Consider the following 18,104-nt stretch of genomic DNA (forward strand, 5'->3'; position numbering starts at 1 on the left):
TAATCTTTAGAACCAGTAGCCTATACTTACAAAAAATTGAGACTTATCTATTTCTGGTGTCCACGAATACATTAGGTTCACCGGACCCAAAAATGACTCTAGACCATACCCTATTCCATAACCCGAATATGTTGGTGCCTTGAACCAATCTCCTGTTCTAAATAGATCATCGTCTACATTAGCAAAATTTGCACTGAACAATAAATGGTTCTTTTGGGCAAATTCATAATCTAACCTAGCATAAGCTTTCACAAAACTGTTACCTGGTAAACTAATAAAGTCATACCCAACAAACGGAACAAAATTATTTATAAAATCAGTACCATAACCCCCAAGAAGAAAATCAAAAGAGGTAACATTAGAAGTTCCTAATTTAAAACCACCTTCTGTTTCTATATTTATAGAGAGCTTATTCACTAAAGGTATTGCCATGCCCAAGCGAGCTTTAGACACAGAAAAATCTTTAAAATTATTGTTAAAATCTGACGACAATACATAATAATGCATATCACCATTAAAATATAGACCTCTTGACGGAAAATGCTTGTCATCGTATGTATCTAATTTAAGCCCACCATAAGCACTAATAAAATTACTTCTCTCAAAATAGGTTCTACCATTACTAGCTGTAGTACCAGGAGCCGTACTATTAGGCGTATCTGCAAATGCTCTAGTACTATATTGTAAATGTTTAAACTCTGCACCAAGGGTAAACGCAAACTCCTCTTTAACTACAGTTTGTACGTATAACTGATTTGTAAAATCAGAAACATTTAAATTAATTCTATTAAGTGACGTTCCTGTGCCTACTTCAAAATTGTCTTCTATTAAATTAAAATTAATTTCTTGCTCAAATTCATTAAATCTAGAATTGATTCCAAAACTCCAATACGTACCTTTATCTATGTAATATTCAAAATTATACCTGATATTATCACCCAAAATAAAATCAAAAGAAGCTACATCATCTTTTGACAGTATTCTTCTTTTTGTAAGGTTTATAAGTGCCGCACTTTTATACAAATCATCAAAATGAGCCCCTAACCTCAAAAATGAGGTGTTTCTAGTTTCATCTAAGGGCAAGATTAAATCTTCTCCTCCATTTAAATTATCAAGCAATTTATACTTGATTGTTCTGAAATTACCTGTTGCAGATAAATTACTAACCCCTTGTTGTAACTTTTTAAAGTTAATAGGCTCGTCCAAATTAAATCTAAGCTTTCCTTTTACATAACCTCTAGTATGATCTGTATCGCCATCTATCAACAATCGATTCACAGTAAGCTGCTCATCTTCTCCAATTACGGATATTGAATTTTTGCCCCTTATATAACCAGTAGCAATCTCCTTTAGCTCGTCAATTTTTAATTTTGCGGCAGCCTCACCTGTTTTAACGATTTCACCTAACCTATTGAAATCTATTACAGAGTACTCTTCTATATTTGGTTTTATATAAATATCGGTCTTCTTAGCCTTAATCTTCATATCTGCAACAGTACGATAGTTGTTAATTTGTAATAGAATTTCAGTTGCAGATAACAAGGCTTCCCGATCAGATAAGTCATGCTGCACATCTACTCCAATTATAATATCGGCGCCCATTGCCCTAACCTCATCTATAGGGTAATTATTAACTACACCACCATCTATCAACACTTTATCATTAATGACCGTAGGCTCAAAAAGAGATGGTAATGTTCCACTAGCCAAAATAGCTTCTGGCAGATATCCTGCATTTAAAATTACCTGTTTACCTGTTTCAATATCGGTCGCTATACATACAAACGGAGTTGGCAACATATTAAAATCATCAATATCTTTTACATGATATAGTAGCCTAACAAACTCATTATATATATTTTGTCCTCCTGAGAAAGCAGGAGGCATGGTAACTTTGAAATTCTTGAAGGGCAGCGTCAATGAATAACGTTCAGAATCTTCTTTTTCATAAAAAGTTTTAGCACTTCTTGGGAGATTATCTTGAATTAATGACCCAATATTGGTTGCTTTAAAGATAGAATCTAACTCATTAGCAGTATAGCCAGCTGCATACAACGCACCCACAATGGCCCCCATACTAGACCCACCTATATAATCGATTTCTACACCTGCCTCTTCAATAACTTTTAATGCACCTATATGCGCCATGCCTTTTGCACCGCCACCACTTAACACCAAGCCTATTTTCGGCCTTCTCTTTTCCTCTATATTTTGAGCAACCAAAGAACCGGCACACAATAAAAGCACCGATAACACCATTGGCATTTTACCTAAACTATTCTTTACGAAAAGATTCATATATCTTTTTTGCTTTTGAAGCCCCCACTTCTTCAGTTAGACTTTCCACAGAGGCTTCTTTAATGCGTTTTACCGATTTAAATTTCTTCAATAATTGTTGTGCTGTCTTTTCACCAACACCATCTATACCTTCTAATTCAGAATTAATAGCTCCTTTACTTCTTTTGTTTCTATGAAATGTAATCCCGAATCTATGGGCTTCATTTCGTAAATATTGAATTATTTTAAGACTTTCAGATTTCTTATCTAAATACAAAGGTATGGGGTCTTCAGGAAAGTAAATCTCCTCTAATCGTTTTGCAATACCCACAATAGCAATTTTACTTCTCAACCCTAAAAGGTCTAAACTTTTTAAAGCTGATGATAATTGACCCTTTCCGCCATCAATAACAATTAACTGTGGTAGTGGCTGCATTTCTTCCTGCAATCTTTTATATCTACGGTACACAACTTCTTCCATTGACGCAAAATCATCTGGACCGGTAACCGTTTTTATATTATAATGTCTATACTCTTTTTTTGAAGGCTTACCATCCCTAAACACCACACATGCCGCAACAGGATTACTCCCCTGAATATTACTGTTATCAAAACATTCTATATGCCTAGGCTCAGCAGATAAACGAATATCTTTTTTCATTTGCGCCATTATCCTATTCGTATGGCGATCAGGGTCAATAATCTTAATTTGATTAAAACGTTCTTGTCTAAAGAATTTAGCATTACGCTCAGACAAATCAAGAATCCGTTTTTTATCCCCTAACTTTGGAACAGTTACTTTTAAACCTGGCGATACTGCGATATTAAAAGGTACATAAAGCTCTTTAGAATCCGATTTAAATCGATCTCTAATTTCAACAATAGCCAATTCTAGTAAATCTTCATCTTTCTCTTCAAGCTTCTTCTTAATCTCCATTGTATGTGACCTTATTATAGATCCATGTGACAACTGAAGAAAATTCACATACGCAAAAGCATTATCGGATATTATACTGAATACATCAACATTACTGATTTTAGGGTTTACGATAGTTGATTTCACCTGATAATTCTCCAGAACATCTATCTTGTCCTTAATTTCTTGTGCTTCTTCAAACTTCATTTCTTCTGCCAATGCTTTCATCTGACTTTTGAAATAAGTTATTGAAGACTTAAAATTACCTTTTACAATTTCACGTATATCATCTATTTGTCTGTCATACTCCGTTATAGATTGATACCCCTCACATGGTCCCTTACAATTACCCAAATGGTATTCTAAGCACACTTTGTATTTTCCAGCATTAATTTTCTCTGCAGATAAGTCATAATTACAGGTTCTTAACGGATAAACACTCTTAATTAAATCTAACAGTACCCGTACCGTTTTCATACTGGTGTAAGGACCAAAATATTCAGAACCATCTTTAATTACCCTCCTAGTTGGAAAAAATCTTGGAAATCGTTCATTCTTAAGACAAAGCCAAGGGTACGACTTATCATCCTTTAATAATACATTATACCGAGGTCTTAATTCTTTAATTAAATTATTCTCTAGCAAAAGCGCATCTGACTCCGTCGGCACTACAATATGCTTAATGGACCGAATCTTTTTGACTAAAACCCGAGTTTTACCATACTCGTGATTCTTATTGAAATAGGATGATATTCGTTTCTTTAAATTCTTTGCCTTACCTACATATAATATACCGTCATTACTATCGTAAAACTGATATACTCCCGGACCGGTAGGTAACGCACTTAGCTGTATGTTTATGGGAATTTCTGTCATAATTTGATACCACTAATTTAGTCTATAAAACTGATTTGGTATTACACCACATACGTAAATTCTAATTACAATATTTTTTTAAGAAATTATGAATATGATATTTAATAGACCTATATTTTTTCATCTAAATAATATTACCCAACTCATATTATTGTATTAATAATTTGAAAAAATATACATATATTTAAATCTTTGATTTTCAGACAATTAATTGTTTCTATGTGACGTTATATGAATGAAACTGTTAATTTTTTTATAAAAAAGTGCATTTCAACGATAAAAAAGTGCCGTTTAAAGAGCTTGTATTAATTATTTTACCTATTTTTAACACAACAACAACAATTATTGGTTCATTTACAATACAAATATTATGGATAGTTATATCATCACTTTAGGAACTTACCTTATTTTAATGTTATTTTTTAAGGTATTTTTTGCTGTTGCAGGTAAAGAATAAATTGAAATATCAATATGTTAAAATCACTTCACAATGTTGAAGAAAGATTTACGCATAAAATATTCAAGATTACGTAGTTCCCTAACACCCTCTCAATTATCTTCTCAAAGTATAGCAATTGCGAATTCAGTTTTGCAATTGCCAATATGGAGTAATTCGTATTTCCACATATTTTTACCTATAGAACAGAAGGCTGAGATAAATACAGAAGGTATTATCTCAATACTTCTAGGTTTAGATAAAAATGTCATTGTTCCGAAAATTAAATCTTCTACACAATTAGTACATTTTCTGCTTACCGACAACACAAAATTTACGACCAATACCCTAAATATACCAGAACCTGTAGATGGTATTACTATTGAACCCAAAAAATTAGATGTTGTTTTTATTCCGCTTTTAGCGTTTGACGAATTAGGAAACAGAATAGGATACGGAAAAGGATTTTATGACCGATTTCTCAGTGATTGCAAAGAAGATGTCATAAAAATTGGATTATCTTTCTTTGAAGCTGAACATAGTATCGATGATGTTGACGCTACAGATATACCTCTCGACTATTGCGTAACGCCTAATAAAACCTATTCTTTTAAAACGTCTTAATCTTGTAGACTTTCTACTTCTTGTACCGGCGCCTCATCTTCTTTATTAAATGCTCTTTTATTAAACACTAATAATATACCCACACCTGTACTTATTGCAGTATCGGCAATATTGAAAACTGGTTCAAAAAATCTAAAATTCTGCCCGCCTATTATTGGCATCCAAGTAGGCCAAGTAGAATCTACCATTGGAAAATATAACATATCTACTACCTTACCATAAAATAACTTACCATAAGGTTCATCAGAAAATAAGGTTGCGACCTCATTATAACTTTCATTAAAAATAGCCCCATAAAAAACGGAGTCCAAAATATTACCCAATGCTCCAGCAAAAATTAATGAAACCGCCCAAATTAAGGTATTCGACGCCTTTTTCTTAATGACATCAAAAAGCCAATACCCTATACCGAAAATGGCAAATAGTCGAAATACCGTTAAAACTAATTTTCCGATGTTATCTGAAATAGGCAAAACATCACTAAGTTTTGCACCCCAAGCAGCACCTTCATTTTCAATGAACAGTATTTTAAACCAGTTAAATACTTCAACCGACTCACCCAAAACGAAATGGGTCTTTATATAAATCTTACTCCATTGATCAATAATTAATATCAATAGAATAAACAGTACAGATTTTTTAATGTTCATGGGCTTTAATCAATGAGCGCAAAAATATAAATATTATTCGGTTTTAATGAGATCTATATTTCCGGTAATAGTTTCTAGTATAAAAGTAGAATTTCCTTTTGGTATGAGATTAGCAGAAACCTCCCCGTACTTACTTGTAGCACTTATTGCAGCTGCTGCAGAATAGACCTTAATATTACCACTTTGAGATTTTATTTCAGCTTCGGCCTCTATATTATTTAACACGCATATGCCGTCTGATAATGATACATGTAATTCATTATACTCCCCATCTAACACTACCCTGGTATTCGTACCATAGATTTCTAGATTTTTATAAGAAGGAATTCTTAATTTCAATGAAATTGAAATTACTTTATGAGCACTTAGTTTATCATTAGGATTTTCGAAATTCGGAGTAAAGCCTGTTTCCACAAAAAGGGAAGAACCATTAGTTGAGACTTCTAAATCTAGGTCTTGACTATATTCACCCTCCATTTCTGCTACAATACTAATTTCATTACACTCACCTGTTTGCACTTCTACAACAAAGCAGTTAGTAGCATCTACCTGTATTAAACTTATATGATTTGCTAAAATATTTTCGTACATTTTCTTTTGCGCACTGAGCCCAATAGAAAATAAAATCACGAAATATAATAGGGAAACTTTCAAAATAATAGCTATTAAAAAACGCCCCTAAAGGCGTTTTAATTATGACTGCATATTTTTAGCTTCAATACTTAATGTAGCATGTGGCACAAGTTTTAACCGCTCTTTATTAATTAATTTACCTGTAACACGACACACACCAAAGGTTTTATTTTCTATACGTAACATCGCATTCTTAAGGTCACGAATAAACTTTTCTTGCCTTATAGCCAATTGCGTATTTGCCTCTTTACTCATGGTTTCTGAACCTTCTTCAAATGCTTTGAAAGTAGGCGACGTATCATCGGTACCATTATTACCATCGTTCATATAAGCACTTTTCAAGAGCTCTAAATGGCTTTTTGCCTTTTCTATCTTCTCTTCGATCAATACTTTGAATTCTGCCAAATCTTTATCAGAATACCTTACTTTTAAATCTTCTGCCATCTTTTAATGTTTTTCAATAAACAATTTAGTAATCACCTCGTCAAAAGCAATTTCTATGCCTTTGTCCAATTTTTCTACAAAATTTAACTCAGCCGTTAAAGTCTCTGTCTTAATATACTCTACATTATTCTTTACAGCAACTTCAACAAAACCGTCTTTTAATATTTTGATCGCAATTTTATCTGTCACCTCAAAACCAGAATCTTTTCTAATATTCTGAATTCTGTTAACCAACTCTCTTGCAATTCCTTCATTTCTCAACTCTTCATTAATTGTCACATCTAAGGCAACAGTTAATTTACCAGAGGTCGCTACCATCCAACCTTCAATATCTTGAGAAGAGATTTCTACATCTTGTAACTGTAAAGTAATACTTTTATTTTCTAATTGGATTGTTAATTCGCCATCCTGCTCAATTTTTTGGATGTCATTCTGATCAAAACCATTGACAACTTGAGCAATTTGCTTCATTTCTTTACCAAATTTTGGACCTAAAGTCTTGAAATTAGGCTTAATACGTTTTACCAATATTCCAGATGCATCATCTAGCAGTTGAATTTCCTTAACGTTAACTTCAGATTTTATTAATTCTGACACTGCTTCAATTTCTTCCCTGTCTTTATTATCTAACACAGGAATCATTATTTTCTGCAATGGCTGACGCACTTTTATTTTCTCTTTCTGACGGATTGATAATACTAAAGAAGAAATTATTTGCGCTTTCTGCATTTTAACTTCTAAACTTTTATCAATAAGTGACTCATCTGCAACAGGAAAATTTGCCAAATGCACACTTTCAAAACCATCTTTTACGGTAGCTTTATTCAAATCTAAATACAATTGATCCATAAAAAATGGTGCAATTGGTGCTGATAATTTTGCAACAATATCTAAACATGTATACAAGGTTTGGTATGCCGCAATTTTATCTTGAGCATATTCCCCTTTCCAGAAACGTCTTCTACACAAACGCACATACCAGTTACTTAGATTCTCTTGAACAAAATCTGATATTGCTCTTGCAGCACGTGTTGGCTCATACTCGTCGTATGCCGTATCTACAGTTTTAATCAATGAATTTAATTCTGATAAAATCCAACGGTCTATCTCTGTACGTTCAGCCATAGGCACATCTGCTTCGGCATAAGTAAACTTATCTAAATTAGCATACAAGCTAAAAAAGGAATAGGTATTATATAAGGTGCCAAAGAACTTGCGCTTTACCTCAGCGATACCTTCTGTATCGAACTTTAGGTTATCCCAAGGGTTGGCATTACTGATCATATACCACCTTGTAGCATCTGCACCATGCTCGTTCATGGTTTCAAAAGGATCTACTGCATTACCTAATCGCTTAGACATTTTCTTACCTTCTTTATCTAAAACGAGACCGTTAGAAACAACATTTTTATACGCAACTGAATCAAATACCATAGTTGCAATTGCATGCAAGGTATAGAACCAGCCACGTGTCTGGTCAACACCTTCTGCTATAAAATCTGCAGGAAATGTCTTTCCTTCATCTATCAATTCTTTGTTTTCAAATGGGTAATGCCACTGGGCATAAGGCATAGAACCACTATCAAACCAAACATCAATTAGATCACTTTCACGCTTCATTGGTTTGCCTGATGAAGACACTAATGTAATCTGATCAACAATGTTCTTATGTAAATCTATTTTATCGTAGTTCGCATCAGACATATCGTCGACTACGAAATCTGCATAAATATCTTTTTCCAATACCCCCGCTTCAACTGCTTTAGTCATTTCTGACTTTAGCTCTGCAACCGAACCTATTATTATTTCTTCCTTACCATCTTCCGTTCTCCAAATTGGCAATGGAATACCCCAATAACGAGACCTAGATAGGTTCCAGTCATTTGCATTCGCCAACCAATTACCAAATCTACCTTCACCAGTTGCTTTTGGTTTCCAGTTAATAGTTTGGTTCAACTCAAACATTCTATCCTTTACATCGGTCACTTTAATAAACCAAGAATCTAATGGGTAATATAATATTGGTTTATCTGTACGCCAACAGTTTGGGTAACTATGCACATACTTTTCTACCTTAAAGGCTTTATTTTCTTCTTTTAGTTTAATGGCAATTTCAACATCTATAGAACGTTCTGGTGCTTCACCATCTTCATAATATTCGTTTTTAACATACTTACCACCCAATTCTTTTAACTCTGGTCTAAACCTACCTTGCAAGTCAACTAAAGGAACCAAGTTTGCATTTTCATCTAACACTAACATTGGTGGTATTTCTGGAACTGCCTGCTTAGCCACAAAAGCATCATCTGCACCAAAAGTAGGTGCGGTATGGACGATACCTGTACCATCTTCGGTAGTTACAAAATCACCAGCAATTATTCTGAAAGCATTTTCTGCATTTTCATAAGGAAGCACATAATCCATTAACTGCTCATAACGAACACCCAACAAATCTTTTCCCTTAAACTCTTTTACAACATAAAAAGGAATTTTTTTGTCACCAGACTTGTATTCTAATAACTCAGCCTTCTCTGATACTTCTTTGAACTTACCAGAGAATTGTTTGCCTACCAAGTTCTTGGCAAGTACAACATTCATAGGCTCAAAAGTGTATTGATTGTAAGATTCAACTAATACATAATCAATTTTAGAACCTACAGTCAATGCTGTATTCGAAGGTAATGTCCAAGGGGTAGTCGTCCAAGCTAAAAAGTAAACTGTGCCTTCGTTCTGTAAGAAATCTGGTAATGTTTCTTCGACAGCTTTAAACTGAGCAGTTACCGTAGTATCCGTCACATCCTGGTAGGTACCTGGTTGATTTAGCTCATGAGAACTTAACCCAGTTCCTGCCTTTGGTGAATATGGCTGTATGGTATAACCCTTATATATTAAATCTTTTGAATATATCTGTTTTAATAACCACCAAACAGTTTCCATGTATTTGGACTTATAGGTAATGTACGGATCTTCCATATCTACCCAATACCCAACTTGTTCGGTCATCGAATTCCAAACATCGGTATATCTCATTACCGCTTTTTTACAAGCAGCATTATATTCTTCTACAGAAATTTTAACTCCTATATCTTCTTTAGTAATACCCAGTTCTTTCTCAACACCTAATTCAATAGGAAGACCATGAGTATCCCAACCAGCTTTACGTTTTACTTGAAAACCTTTCATGGTTTTATATCTTGGGAAGATATCTTTAATGGTTCTAGCCATTACATGATGAATACCTGGCATACCGTTTGCCGATGGTGGACCTTCATAGAATACATAACTATCTTTACCCTCTCGAGTAGATATACTTTTTTCAAAAATGGCATTCTTTGACCAGTAGTCAAGTATTTCTTCTGCGACCTTTGGTAAATTCAATCCTTGATATTCTGTGAACTTCATACAAAATGCTTATAGTACTGGGTTTAAAAGGCTGCAAAATTATAAAATTTTGATCAAAGAGGAGTGTATTGAGTGTACTGAAATACCTATAAACCATGTATTAATGGATTTATTTAGATCAAAAACATCCAAAAGTTAAATTTCTACGTATATTACCACGAACAATTAACCATTTAAGTTTACACAAATGAAAAAAGTAATTTTAGGATCATTAGCAATTTTAGCACTTAGTTTATCTGTTTCTTGTAGAGATGCAGCTGATAAAGCTAAAGCTGCAACTGAAGAAGCAGGAGCTGCATTAGAAAATGCTGGTGACGATTTAAAAGAAGCTGGCGAAGGTGCAATGGATGCTGCTGGTGATGCTGCTGATTCAGTAAAAGAAGCTGGTCAAGAAGGTATAGACGCTGCTAAGAAAGCTGGTGAAGATACTATGGATGCCGCTAAGAAAGCAGGTCAAGACGGTATGGATGCTGCTAAAGAAGCAGGTAATGACGTAAAAGATGCAGCTAATGATGCAGCTGACAAAGCAGCTCAAAAAGCTGAAGATGCAAAAAAGGCGATTAAACACTAACAATATCCTTTTTTTTATAAATTAAAAAGACCCGCTAATACCGGGTCTTTTTTTGTTTAAAAATGATAGCCTATACCAAGAATAATATTTAACCCTGGCGCAACTAAACCAGAAGAATATGTTCTATACCGTTGATCAGTTAAATTCTCTATACTAGCGGTTACCTTAAATCTATTGGTTACATCATATTGAGAACGAAAATTTAAAGTGTACCAAGATGGCGCAAACGGATTTCCATTTTCATCTGTAGCATAAATGTACTCTTTAGACTGTTCTGAAACTGCAAGATCATCATACGCTATTTCTCCATTATAATTCAAGAACAAATCTGTTCGTAGTCTTTGATTTTTCCATACGATATGAAAGTCCCCAAAGGTTGGTGCTGCATGACGTGCGGGAGTTTCAGAACCATCATCTTCCTCTTCCACACCTTCTGTAAACGTTAAGTTAGATGATAATGACCATTGCTCGGTCAAATATGCCTCTAACCCAAACTCAAAACCATAAACATAGGCTTTAGCTGCATTTTGAATTGCCTGTACGTTACTTAACTCGCCACCATATTCAATTTCAGAAACCCCATTGTAACTAAAATCTCTACGTACCAAAGCGTCTACTAAATACGTGTAATATGCTGCACCCTTTAATATAATCTTATCGTTTATATTTCGCTGTACGCCTATTTCAGCATTATAAGCATACTCAGGCTCTAAATCAGGATTTGGCACGACCACCGACCCTGGTTCAGAATCAAAAATCTTACCGACATCATCTATATTAGGAGCTCTAAAACCTGTTGATCCATTTAAAGTAACCTGTAGATTGGCTCTAGGGAACCAACTGAAACCTAAACTACCAGTTAATGCCCCTGTACTTAAATCTGCAGTCTCAAACGGAAAATCATAAAAAGTATCATCGAATACAGCGTCAACCCATACATGGCTATATCGCAAACCAGACATGATCGTAAAATTAGGTTTTGCTTTGTATTCGCCATTTACATACCCAGCCAAGCTTTGCCAAGTTGAACCATCTGGGTAGCGTGATGCAGCATCGGTTTTTTCGTCAGTATTAATATTTAAATCAAAACCATCTGACCTTACTTTATTATATATATACTCAGTACCATAATACAGTCTGAAATCGCCAATCTTCTTATTCTCCAAATCAATATTAAAGTTTACCGCATCTACTTTTTCTTTGGTTGTATTTCTTATCTCATCTTGAAAATCTCTATTAATTCTACTTTCTTCAAAATGCTGATATGCCAAGCCTAGTTTTAAACCATCATATACTTTTCCATTTCCTTTTTTCTGTACTTGCGCATTCCCCATAAACCACTTCTGTGGACCGTAGTACCATTCTGCAGAACGCAACCCCAAACCGTCACTTGTTGGCCTAATTAGACGGTCATATCTAGAATAATTAGATGTTTCAGTATAATAGGCACCTAAGTTCAAATCCCATTTTGTATTGGGTTTAAACAGAAATTTTTGCATGAAATTTATTTGATCATATCCTGTTGGTACTTGTTTTTTTGGTGAATCATTTTCTGCCAATTCATCAATACCATTTACAGTTTGCACGTATGTATTTCTTAAATAAGAATCTGGTCCATGAGAACCCATTCTTAAATCTTGAAAATTATTATACGTCATACTTGTAAGTGAAGACCATGTTTTTTTACCTAGGTTAATATCTGCATGTACGGTATTCTCCATATTCGCCGATGCAAATCTATAATTGGCATTACCGTGTACCAAAAGGCTATCATTCTGCGATAACATGGGTTTTTTAGTGTAAAAGTTCATAACCCCGCCTATTGCATCACTACCATATATAACCGAACCCGGACCGAAAATAACCTCTGTATTCTTAATTGTGAAGGGATCAACAGATATTACATTTTGCACATTACCACCTCTAAATATGGCGTTGTTCATTCTTACCCCATCAACAGATAGTAGTAATCTATTAGTAGCAAACCCACGAATCATTGGACTACCACCACCCATTTGGCTTTTTTGCACGAATACTTTACCGCTATTTTGAAGTAAATCTGCCGCCGTTTGTGGTGCAGAAAAAGCAATTGACCTTGCATCTAAAGAAACTATTCTATTGGGTATATCTCTTTTTTGTTGCTCCCATTTAGAAACGGACATTACCACTTCATCTAATTGCTGAGCCTTCATAATCAAGTAGGCGCTATTACCTTGTCTTTGTAATTGCAGCTTAGTGGTTTTAAATTCTTGATAACCAATATGCTTTAGTGTAATGCGTTCTTTACTTGTAAATACAGAAGCATCAAAAACCCCATCGAAGTTCGATAGTGCAATCTTAGATTTATCTTTGTTGTATACGGCAACATTGGAAACCTCCTCACCACTATCGGCATCTAGCACGATAATTTCTTGAGCATTGCCAAAATAACAACATAAAAAAAGTGCTATAAATAGATACTTATACATACGTATTAAAAACATCATTTAAAACGGCAAGCGACTTTGGTTTTCTAAAACCTTGTAAATGCAATTCAAAATAAAGGATTAAAGATTTCAGTAATTCTTGGCGATTATTTTTTTTCATCTTCACGGTATGCATTGCATCAAAATTTGTGCCCAATAAGGTCTTGAAATAATAAATATTCTCACCTCTTAACATTGGGTTCAATGATTCAACGGCAGCAAACTCCCCTTCTAACAAATCGAAATAGGGCTTATCTATCTGATATACATCTGGATAAAAACCTAAAAAGCGTGTCAATGACAACATAAAATAGAGATGAAAATTAGCCACTTCTTTATGCATATCTAGCCATTGTAACGATGCTTCTAAAAACTGGAACAAATCTTCATTTTTCTCTTCTTCCCGTATGCTATTACCTAATAGCTCTGCTAAAAATAAGGTCATTGCATTTTTAGCCATGTCTGCATATAAAGTTTGATAGTGATAAAAAACCTTTGCTTCTTTAAGGGTCTCTAATGTGCCCTTATTTTTATGATTGGCAACAATTTCTAACTGTGTTAAAGGCTGAAAATAGGCAGTTTTTAATTTTCCTTTCTTTGAAGATAACACCCCTCGTAATAAATATGATTTTATACCATCTGATGCTGTAAAGGCCTTGACAATAAGACTTGTATCGCCATATTTAAGTGCAGAAAATATTATAGCCTTTGTGGTCACCTGCATATTAGAACATCTATTTCAACAAAGATAGTTGATTGAAGCTTGTTGACAACCTTGCATAAAAAAATGCGAGACCCTAAAAATAGAGTCTCGTATTATATGTTTGTTATGGTAAACTTAAGTTCTAGATAACACCCTGTGCTAACATGGCATCGGCTACCTTAACGAAACCAGCAATGTTGGCTCCTTTTACATAGTTACAGAAACCATCTTCTTCTTTACCGTATTCTATACAAGAATCGTGAATGTCTTCCATAATATCTTTTAAACGCTCATCAACCTCTTCACGTGTCCAGCTAATTCTTAATGAATTCTGAGACATTTCTAGACCTGACGTTGCAACACCACCTGCATTTGAAGCTTTACCTGGCGCAAACAATATTTTTGCGTTATTGAATTCATGAACAGCATCTGTATCACAAGGCATATTAGCACCTTCTGCAACACACATACATCCATTTTTCAATAGCTTTTTAGCATCATCTTGATCCAACTCATTTTGGGTAGCACATGGTAATGCAATATCACATTTTACTTCCCAAGGTGTTTTTCCTTTATGAAATTCAGCAGAAGCATATTTATCTGCATACTCAGAAATACGTCCTCTTCTGTTATTCTTAAGATCCATTACAAAAGCAAGCTTCTCATCATTGATGCCATCTTTGTCATAGATATATCCGCTAGAATCTGAAAGTGTTACCACTTTAGCCCCTAATAAAATTGCTTTTTCAGCTGCATACTGAGCAACATTTCCTGACCCAGAAATTACAACTGTTTTGCCTTCAAAAGTTTCGTTTTTTGTTTTTAGCATACTTTGTGCAAAATACACAGTACCGTAACCTGTAGCTTCTGGTCTAATTTTAGAACCACCCCAAGAAAGACCTTTACCAGTTAAAACACCGGTAAACTCATTACGTATCTTTTTGTACATGCCAAAAAGGAACCCAATTTCACGTGCACCAACACCAATATCACCAGCAGGTACATCTGTATTTGGACCAATATGTCTATTTAGTTCTAACATGAAGGCATGGCAAAAACGCATTACCTCATCATCAGATTTTCCTTTTGGATCAAAATCAGAACCACCTTTACCACCACCCATTGGCAATGTTGTAAGACTGTTCTTAAATACTTGCTCAAAAGCTAAGAATTTTAAGATACTCGCATTTACGGTTGGGTGAAAACGCAATCCTCCTTTGTATGGACCTATTGCCGAGTTCATTTGTATTCTATACCCACGGTTTACATGAATTTCACCTGCATCATCAACCCACGCTACCCTAAATGAAATTAAACGTTCTGGTTCTACCATTCTTAAAAGAATGTTCTTACCATTATATATGTCTTGATTTGCAATATATGGTATAACCGTTTCTGCAACTTCTTGCACCGCTTGTATGAATTCTGGTTCGTGACCATTTCTGGCAATAACCTCATCCATAAATGCTTTTATTTTATTCTCCATAAAGCCTTTTAAACTTATTTAAATTATTGATTTCAAAGTATAACGTCAAAATTATGCTATTTGTGTAATTTGATAGCTTATTTTTTTAAAAATCGATAAAAATTGTTGTTTTGACAACAAACTACCTATTCTTGCTACATTTAATTTAACATTTGGTCATTTATTCTATCGCTTGTTCTAAATCTGCTATTAAATCATCAATATCTTCAATACCAACACTTAATCTAATTAACGAATCAACCACTCCGCTTCTAAGTCGTTCTTCTTTTGGAATACTTGCATGGGTCATACTTGCAGGATGACCTGCCAGACTTTCTACGCCACCTAAAGACTCTGCCAATGTAAAAACCTGTAACCTTTCTACAATCTTAATTGCATCGTCATAACTACCACCTTTGGGCACAAAAGAGATCATACCACCAAAATCTTTCATCTGTTCTTTTGCGATATAATAATTAGGATGGTCTTCGAAACCTGGCCAGTAGACTTTTTCTATTTTAGGATTGCTTTTAAGGTATTCTGCAATCGCTCTACCATTTTCACAATGGCGTTGCATACGTAAATGCAGTGTTTTTATTCCTCTCAAGACCAAGAAACTATCCATAGGTCCGCAAACGGCACCACTGGCATTTTGTATAAAATAAAGTTTATCGGCTAATTCTTTGTCTTTGACCACTAATGCTCCAACAACCGTATCGCTATGACCACCAAGATATTTGGTCGCTGAGTGCATTACAATATCTGCTCCCAGTTCTAACGGTAATTGCAAATAAGGCGTAGCAAAGGTATTATCTACTGCTAACATTATATCTGTATCTTTAGTTAAGGCAGCTACTGCTTTTATATCTATAATATTCATCATTGGGTTGGTAGGTGTTTCTACCCAAATCAACTTTGTTTTAGAATTGATTTTATCACGTACAGCATCCGTGCCTTGCATACCTACAAAATGGAAGACTATACCAAACTTTTCAAATATCTTTTTGAATATTCTATAAGTCCCTCCATAAAGGTCATCTGTTGAAATTACTTCATCACCAGGGGCTAACAATTTAATGACCGCGTCAATCGCTGCAATACCACTACCAAAGGCTAAACCAAATTCACCACCCTCTATACTTGCCAAAGAATTTTCTAAAGCAGTTCGTGTAGGGTTGGCACTTCTAGAATATTGATAACCTTTATGACCACCAGGTGTAGTTTGGGCATATGTTGATGTTTGATATATAGGTGGCATAACAGCACCATATGCTTCATCTGGTTGCTGACCACCATGTATGGTTTTCGTATTGAACTTTAGATTTTTAGAGGTCATATTCAAGTATTTATAACACAAATGTATTGTTATCTTTCGGGGAATACAATGAAGCTGTATTTTTGCATTAAATCTAATCTCTCCATGAAATCTAAGCTTACCTGCCTACTCCTTTGCTTTTTATTTATTGCCTGTAATAAGGATACCCTTTCTTTTGAACCGTTGACCATCGCTACTGATTCTTGCGAGAATTGCACCTTCGTTCGTATCGAAATACCTGAGGCAACTGGCAAAACAAAACTAAGCAAGACAATCAATGCTGCCTTAGAAGGTGAGATTATTGCTTTACTAAATTTTGATGAGGAGAGCAACGCACAAAATCTAGAAGAGGCAAAAGAAGCTTTTGTGTTTGATTATGAAGAACTAAATGGAAAATTTCCTGAAGAATCTATGCCATGGGAAGCTACAATCGAAGGCACCATAACCTTCGAAAACAAAGATATAATTACTATTAAACTAGAATCATATATTTATACCGGTGGAGCACACGGCTACGGTACTAACAGATTTTTAAATTTTAACAAACTTAATGGTGTAGAATTGTACCAAGAAGATTTATTCAATAACCTTGATGAATTCAAAACCTATGCCGAGACGCTTTTTAGAGAGCAAGAAAATATACCCGCAGAAGGTTCTATAAATAATACCGGTTTCATGTTCGAAACTGAGAATTTCTATTTGCCCGATAATTTAGGGTATACCGAAACCGGACTCCTACTTTTCTACGAACCTTATGAAATAGCTTCTTTTGCAGATGGTCCAATTACGCTAACCATACCTTATACACAAGCAAACTCTTTTTTAAGGTACCCGCAACAACAACCTTAAGCCAGTTGTTTTAGCAACAGGGAGATTTGCCCAAGGTGCAACCCTTCGTGTAACAAATTAAACACTATTGCATCATCAACATTTTTGAGCGTAACTCGCGCACTTGTAGTATACTCGTTAAATGTTTGAAAAAGTGCCGTATCGTAATCTTCAATAAGCCATTCTGCCGTAGAAATTAAAAAATCTGCTACCATCATCATCTCTTCTTCGGTTGCTGTACCATCTGGCACTGTACCTTTTGCGAACTTTGCCACCAGTTCATTTGGTATACGCATTTGTAAACCACTTAACTTGTAGATAAGAAGTTGTTGCGTTGCTACCGTATGGGCTATATTCCAATAAACATTGTTATTGAATCCTTCAGGTATTTGAAGTAGTTTTTCTTTAGGAGTCTCTGTTAATATCGTATGTAGATTTCTACGATTTTGGAACATAATACCAAATAAATTCTCAGTCATCATTTCACATTTTATGCTTT

Annotated in this window: 14 protein-coding genes; 3 read left to right on the forward strand and 11 right to left on the reverse strand. The window is 34.7% G+C overall.

Annotated features, from left to right (window positions below; genetic code table 11):
- Positions 1-6 precede the first annotated feature (6 nt).
- Both Q4500_RS05685 and uvrC read right to left on the reverse strand, forming a co-directional pair.
- The gene (locus Q4500_RS05685) at positions 7-2,298 is read right to left on the reverse strand and encodes a patatin-like phospholipase family protein (protein WP_303598751.1); all 2,292 of its coding nucleotides are present in this window, start codon (positions 2,296-2,298) and stop codon (positions 7-9) included.
- Positions 2,276-4,069 carry an excinuclease ABC subunit UvrC gene (gene uvrC, locus Q4500_RS05690; protein WP_303598752.1) on the reverse strand — a complete coding sequence of 598 codons (1,794 nt, stop codon included), beginning with the start codon at positions 4,067-4,069 and terminating at the stop codon, positions 2,276-2,278. Before uvrC ends, Q4500_RS05685 begins: the two co-directional genes overlap by 23 nt.
- A gap of 490 nt (positions 4,070-4,559) precedes the next feature.
- On the opposite strand from uvrC, the gene Q4500_RS05695 reads away from it, so the two are divergent.
- On the forward strand, positions 4,560-5,129 hold the full coding sequence (locus tag Q4500_RS05695) for a 5-formyltetrahydrofolate cyclo-ligase (RefSeq protein WP_303598753.1): 570 nt from the start codon (positions 4,560-4,562) through the stop codon (positions 5,127-5,129).
- On the opposite strand, the gene Q4500_RS05700 is transcribed toward Q4500_RS05695, so the two are convergent.
- The 4 genes from Q4500_RS05700 to ileS all read right to left on the reverse strand — a co-directional run bounded on the left by Q4500_RS05700 (position 5,126) and on the right by ileS (position 10,258).
- The gene (locus Q4500_RS05700) at positions 5,126-5,779 is read right to left on the reverse strand and encodes a lipoprotein signal peptidase (RefSeq protein ID WP_303598754.1); all 654 of its coding nucleotides are present in this window, start codon (positions 5,777-5,779) and stop codon (positions 5,126-5,128) included. The genes Q4500_RS05695 and Q4500_RS05700 overlap by 4 nt on opposite strands.
- 33 nt (positions 5,780-5,812) lie before the next feature.
- Positions 5,813-6,370 (reverse strand): DUF4097 family beta strand repeat-containing protein, encoded by a 558-nt coding sequence (locus tag Q4500_RS05705; RefSeq protein WP_303598755.1) that lies wholly within the window; start codon positions 6,368-6,370, stop codon positions 5,813-5,815.
- A gap of 102 nt (positions 6,371-6,472) precedes the next feature.
- Positions 6,473-6,856 (reverse strand): TraR/DksA C4-type zinc finger protein, encoded by a 384-nt coding sequence (locus tag Q4500_RS05710; protein ID WP_303598756.1) that lies wholly within the window; start codon positions 6,854-6,856, stop codon positions 6,473-6,475.
- A 3-nt stretch (positions 6,857-6,859) separates the two neighbouring features.
- Positions 6,860-10,258, reverse strand: a complete 3,399-nt coding sequence (gene ileS, locus Q4500_RS05715) for an isoleucine--tRNA ligase (protein WP_303598757.1) — start codon at positions 10,256-10,258, stop codon at positions 6,860-6,862.
- A 187-nt stretch (positions 10,259-10,445) separates the two neighbouring features.
- Here ileS and Q4500_RS05720 point away from each other — a divergent pair, with 187 nt between their 5' ends.
- Positions 10,446-10,829, forward strand: coding sequence for a hypothetical protein (locus Q4500_RS05720; protein ID WP_303598758.1), 384 nt, complete (start codon positions 10,446-10,448; stop codon positions 10,827-10,829).
- 56 nt (positions 10,830-10,885) lie between these two features.
- Here Q4500_RS05720 and Q4500_RS05725 read toward each other — a convergent pair whose 3' ends face one another.
- The 4 genes from Q4500_RS05725 to Q4500_RS05740 all read right to left on the reverse strand — a co-directional run bounded on the left by Q4500_RS05725 (position 10,886) and on the right by Q4500_RS05740 (position 16,798).
- Positions 10,886-13,297, reverse strand: coding sequence for a TonB-dependent siderophore receptor (locus Q4500_RS05725; RefSeq protein ID WP_303598759.1), 2,412 nt, complete (start codon positions 13,295-13,297; stop codon positions 10,886-10,888).
- Positions 13,290-14,018: a DNA repair protein RecO gene (gene recO, locus Q4500_RS05730; RefSeq protein ID WP_303598760.1), complete on the reverse strand. Its 729-nt coding sequence runs from the start codon at positions 14,016-14,018 to the stop codon at positions 13,290-13,292. Before recO ends, Q4500_RS05725 begins: the two co-directional genes overlap by 8 nt.
- A gap of 121 nt (positions 14,019-14,139) precedes the next feature.
- Positions 14,140-15,483 carry an NADP-specific glutamate dehydrogenase gene (gene gdhA, locus Q4500_RS05735; RefSeq protein WP_303598761.1) on the reverse strand — a complete coding sequence of 448 codons (1,344 nt, stop codon included), beginning with the start codon at positions 15,481-15,483 and terminating at the stop codon, positions 14,140-14,142.
- Positions 15,484-15,643: 160 nt separating this feature from the next.
- Positions 15,644-16,798, reverse strand: a complete 1,155-nt coding sequence (locus tag Q4500_RS05740) for a cystathionine gamma-synthase (RefSeq protein ID WP_303598762.1) — start codon at positions 16,796-16,798, stop codon at positions 15,644-15,646.
- Positions 16,799-16,882: 84 nt separating this feature from the next.
- On the opposite strand from Q4500_RS05740, the gene Q4500_RS05745 reads away from it, so the two are divergent.
- Positions 16,883-17,626, forward strand: coding sequence for a DUF3298 and DUF4163 domain-containing protein (locus tag Q4500_RS05745; RefSeq protein WP_303598763.1), 744 nt, complete (start codon positions 16,883-16,885; stop codon positions 17,624-17,626).
- Here Q4500_RS05745 and Q4500_RS05750 read toward each other — a convergent pair.
- Positions 17,623-18,087: a DinB family protein gene (locus tag Q4500_RS05750; RefSeq protein ID WP_303598764.1), complete on the reverse strand. Its 465-nt coding sequence runs from the start codon at positions 18,085-18,087 to the stop codon at positions 17,623-17,625. The two genes, Q4500_RS05745 and Q4500_RS05750, sit on opposite strands and share 4 nt — an antisense overlap.
- Positions 18,088-18,104 lie beyond the last annotated feature (17 nt).

This window comes from Maribacter sp. 1_MG-2023 (assembly GCF_030547005.1).
Taxonomy (GTDB): domain Bacteria; phylum Bacteroidota; class Bacteroidia; order Flavobacteriales; family Flavobacteriaceae; genus Maribacter.

Coding starts and splice junctions, on each gene's coding strand:
- Q4500_RS05725 (WP_303598759.1), bottom strand. CDS start 13,297: ATGTATAAGTATCTATTTATAGCACTTTTTTTATGTTGTTATTTTGGC.
- Q4500_RS05740 (WP_303598762.1), bottom strand. CDS start 16,798: ATGACCTCTAAAAATCTAAAGTTCAATACGAAAACCATACATGGTGGT.
- recO (WP_303598760.1), bottom strand. CDS start 14,018: ATGCAGGTGACCACAAAGGCTATAATATTTTCTGCACTTAAATATGGC.
- gdhA (WP_303598761.1), bottom strand. CDS start 15,483: ATGGAGAATAAAATAAAAGCATTTATGGATGAGGTTATTGCCAGAAAT.
- Q4500_RS05745 (WP_303598763.1), top strand. CDS start 16,883: ATGAAATCTAAGCTTACCTGCCTACTCCTTTGCTTTTTATTTATTGCC.
- Q4500_RS05700 (WP_303598754.1), bottom strand. CDS start 5,779: ATGAACATTAAAAAATCTGTACTGTTTATTCTATTGATATTAATTATT.
- Q4500_RS05720 (WP_303598758.1), top strand. CDS start 10,446: ATGAAAAAAGTAATTTTAGGATCATTAGCAATTTTAGCACTTAGTTTA.
- Q4500_RS05750 (WP_303598764.1), bottom strand. CDS start 18,087: ATGATGACTGAGAATTTATTTGGTATTATGTTCCAAAATCGTAGAAAT.
- Q4500_RS05710 (WP_303598756.1), bottom strand. CDS start 6,856: ATGGCAGAAGATTTAAAAGTAAGGTATTCTGATAAAGATTTGGCAGAA.
- ileS (WP_303598757.1), bottom strand. CDS start 10,258: ATGAAGTTCACAGAATATCAAGGATTGAATTTACCAAAGGTCGCAGAA.
- Q4500_RS05695 (WP_303598753.1), top strand. CDS start 4,560: ATGTTGAAGAAAGATTTACGCATAAAATATTCAAGATTACGTAGTTCC.
- Q4500_RS05705 (WP_303598755.1), bottom strand. CDS start 6,370: ATGTACGAAAATATTTTAGCAAATCATATAAGTTTAATACAGGTAGAT.
- uvrC (WP_303598752.1), bottom strand. CDS start 4,069: ATGACAGAAATTCCCATAAACATACAGCTAAGTGCGTTACCTACCGGT.
- Q4500_RS05685 (WP_303598751.1), bottom strand. CDS start 2,298: ATGAATCTTTTCGTAAAGAATAGTTTAGGTAAAATGCCAATGGTGTTA.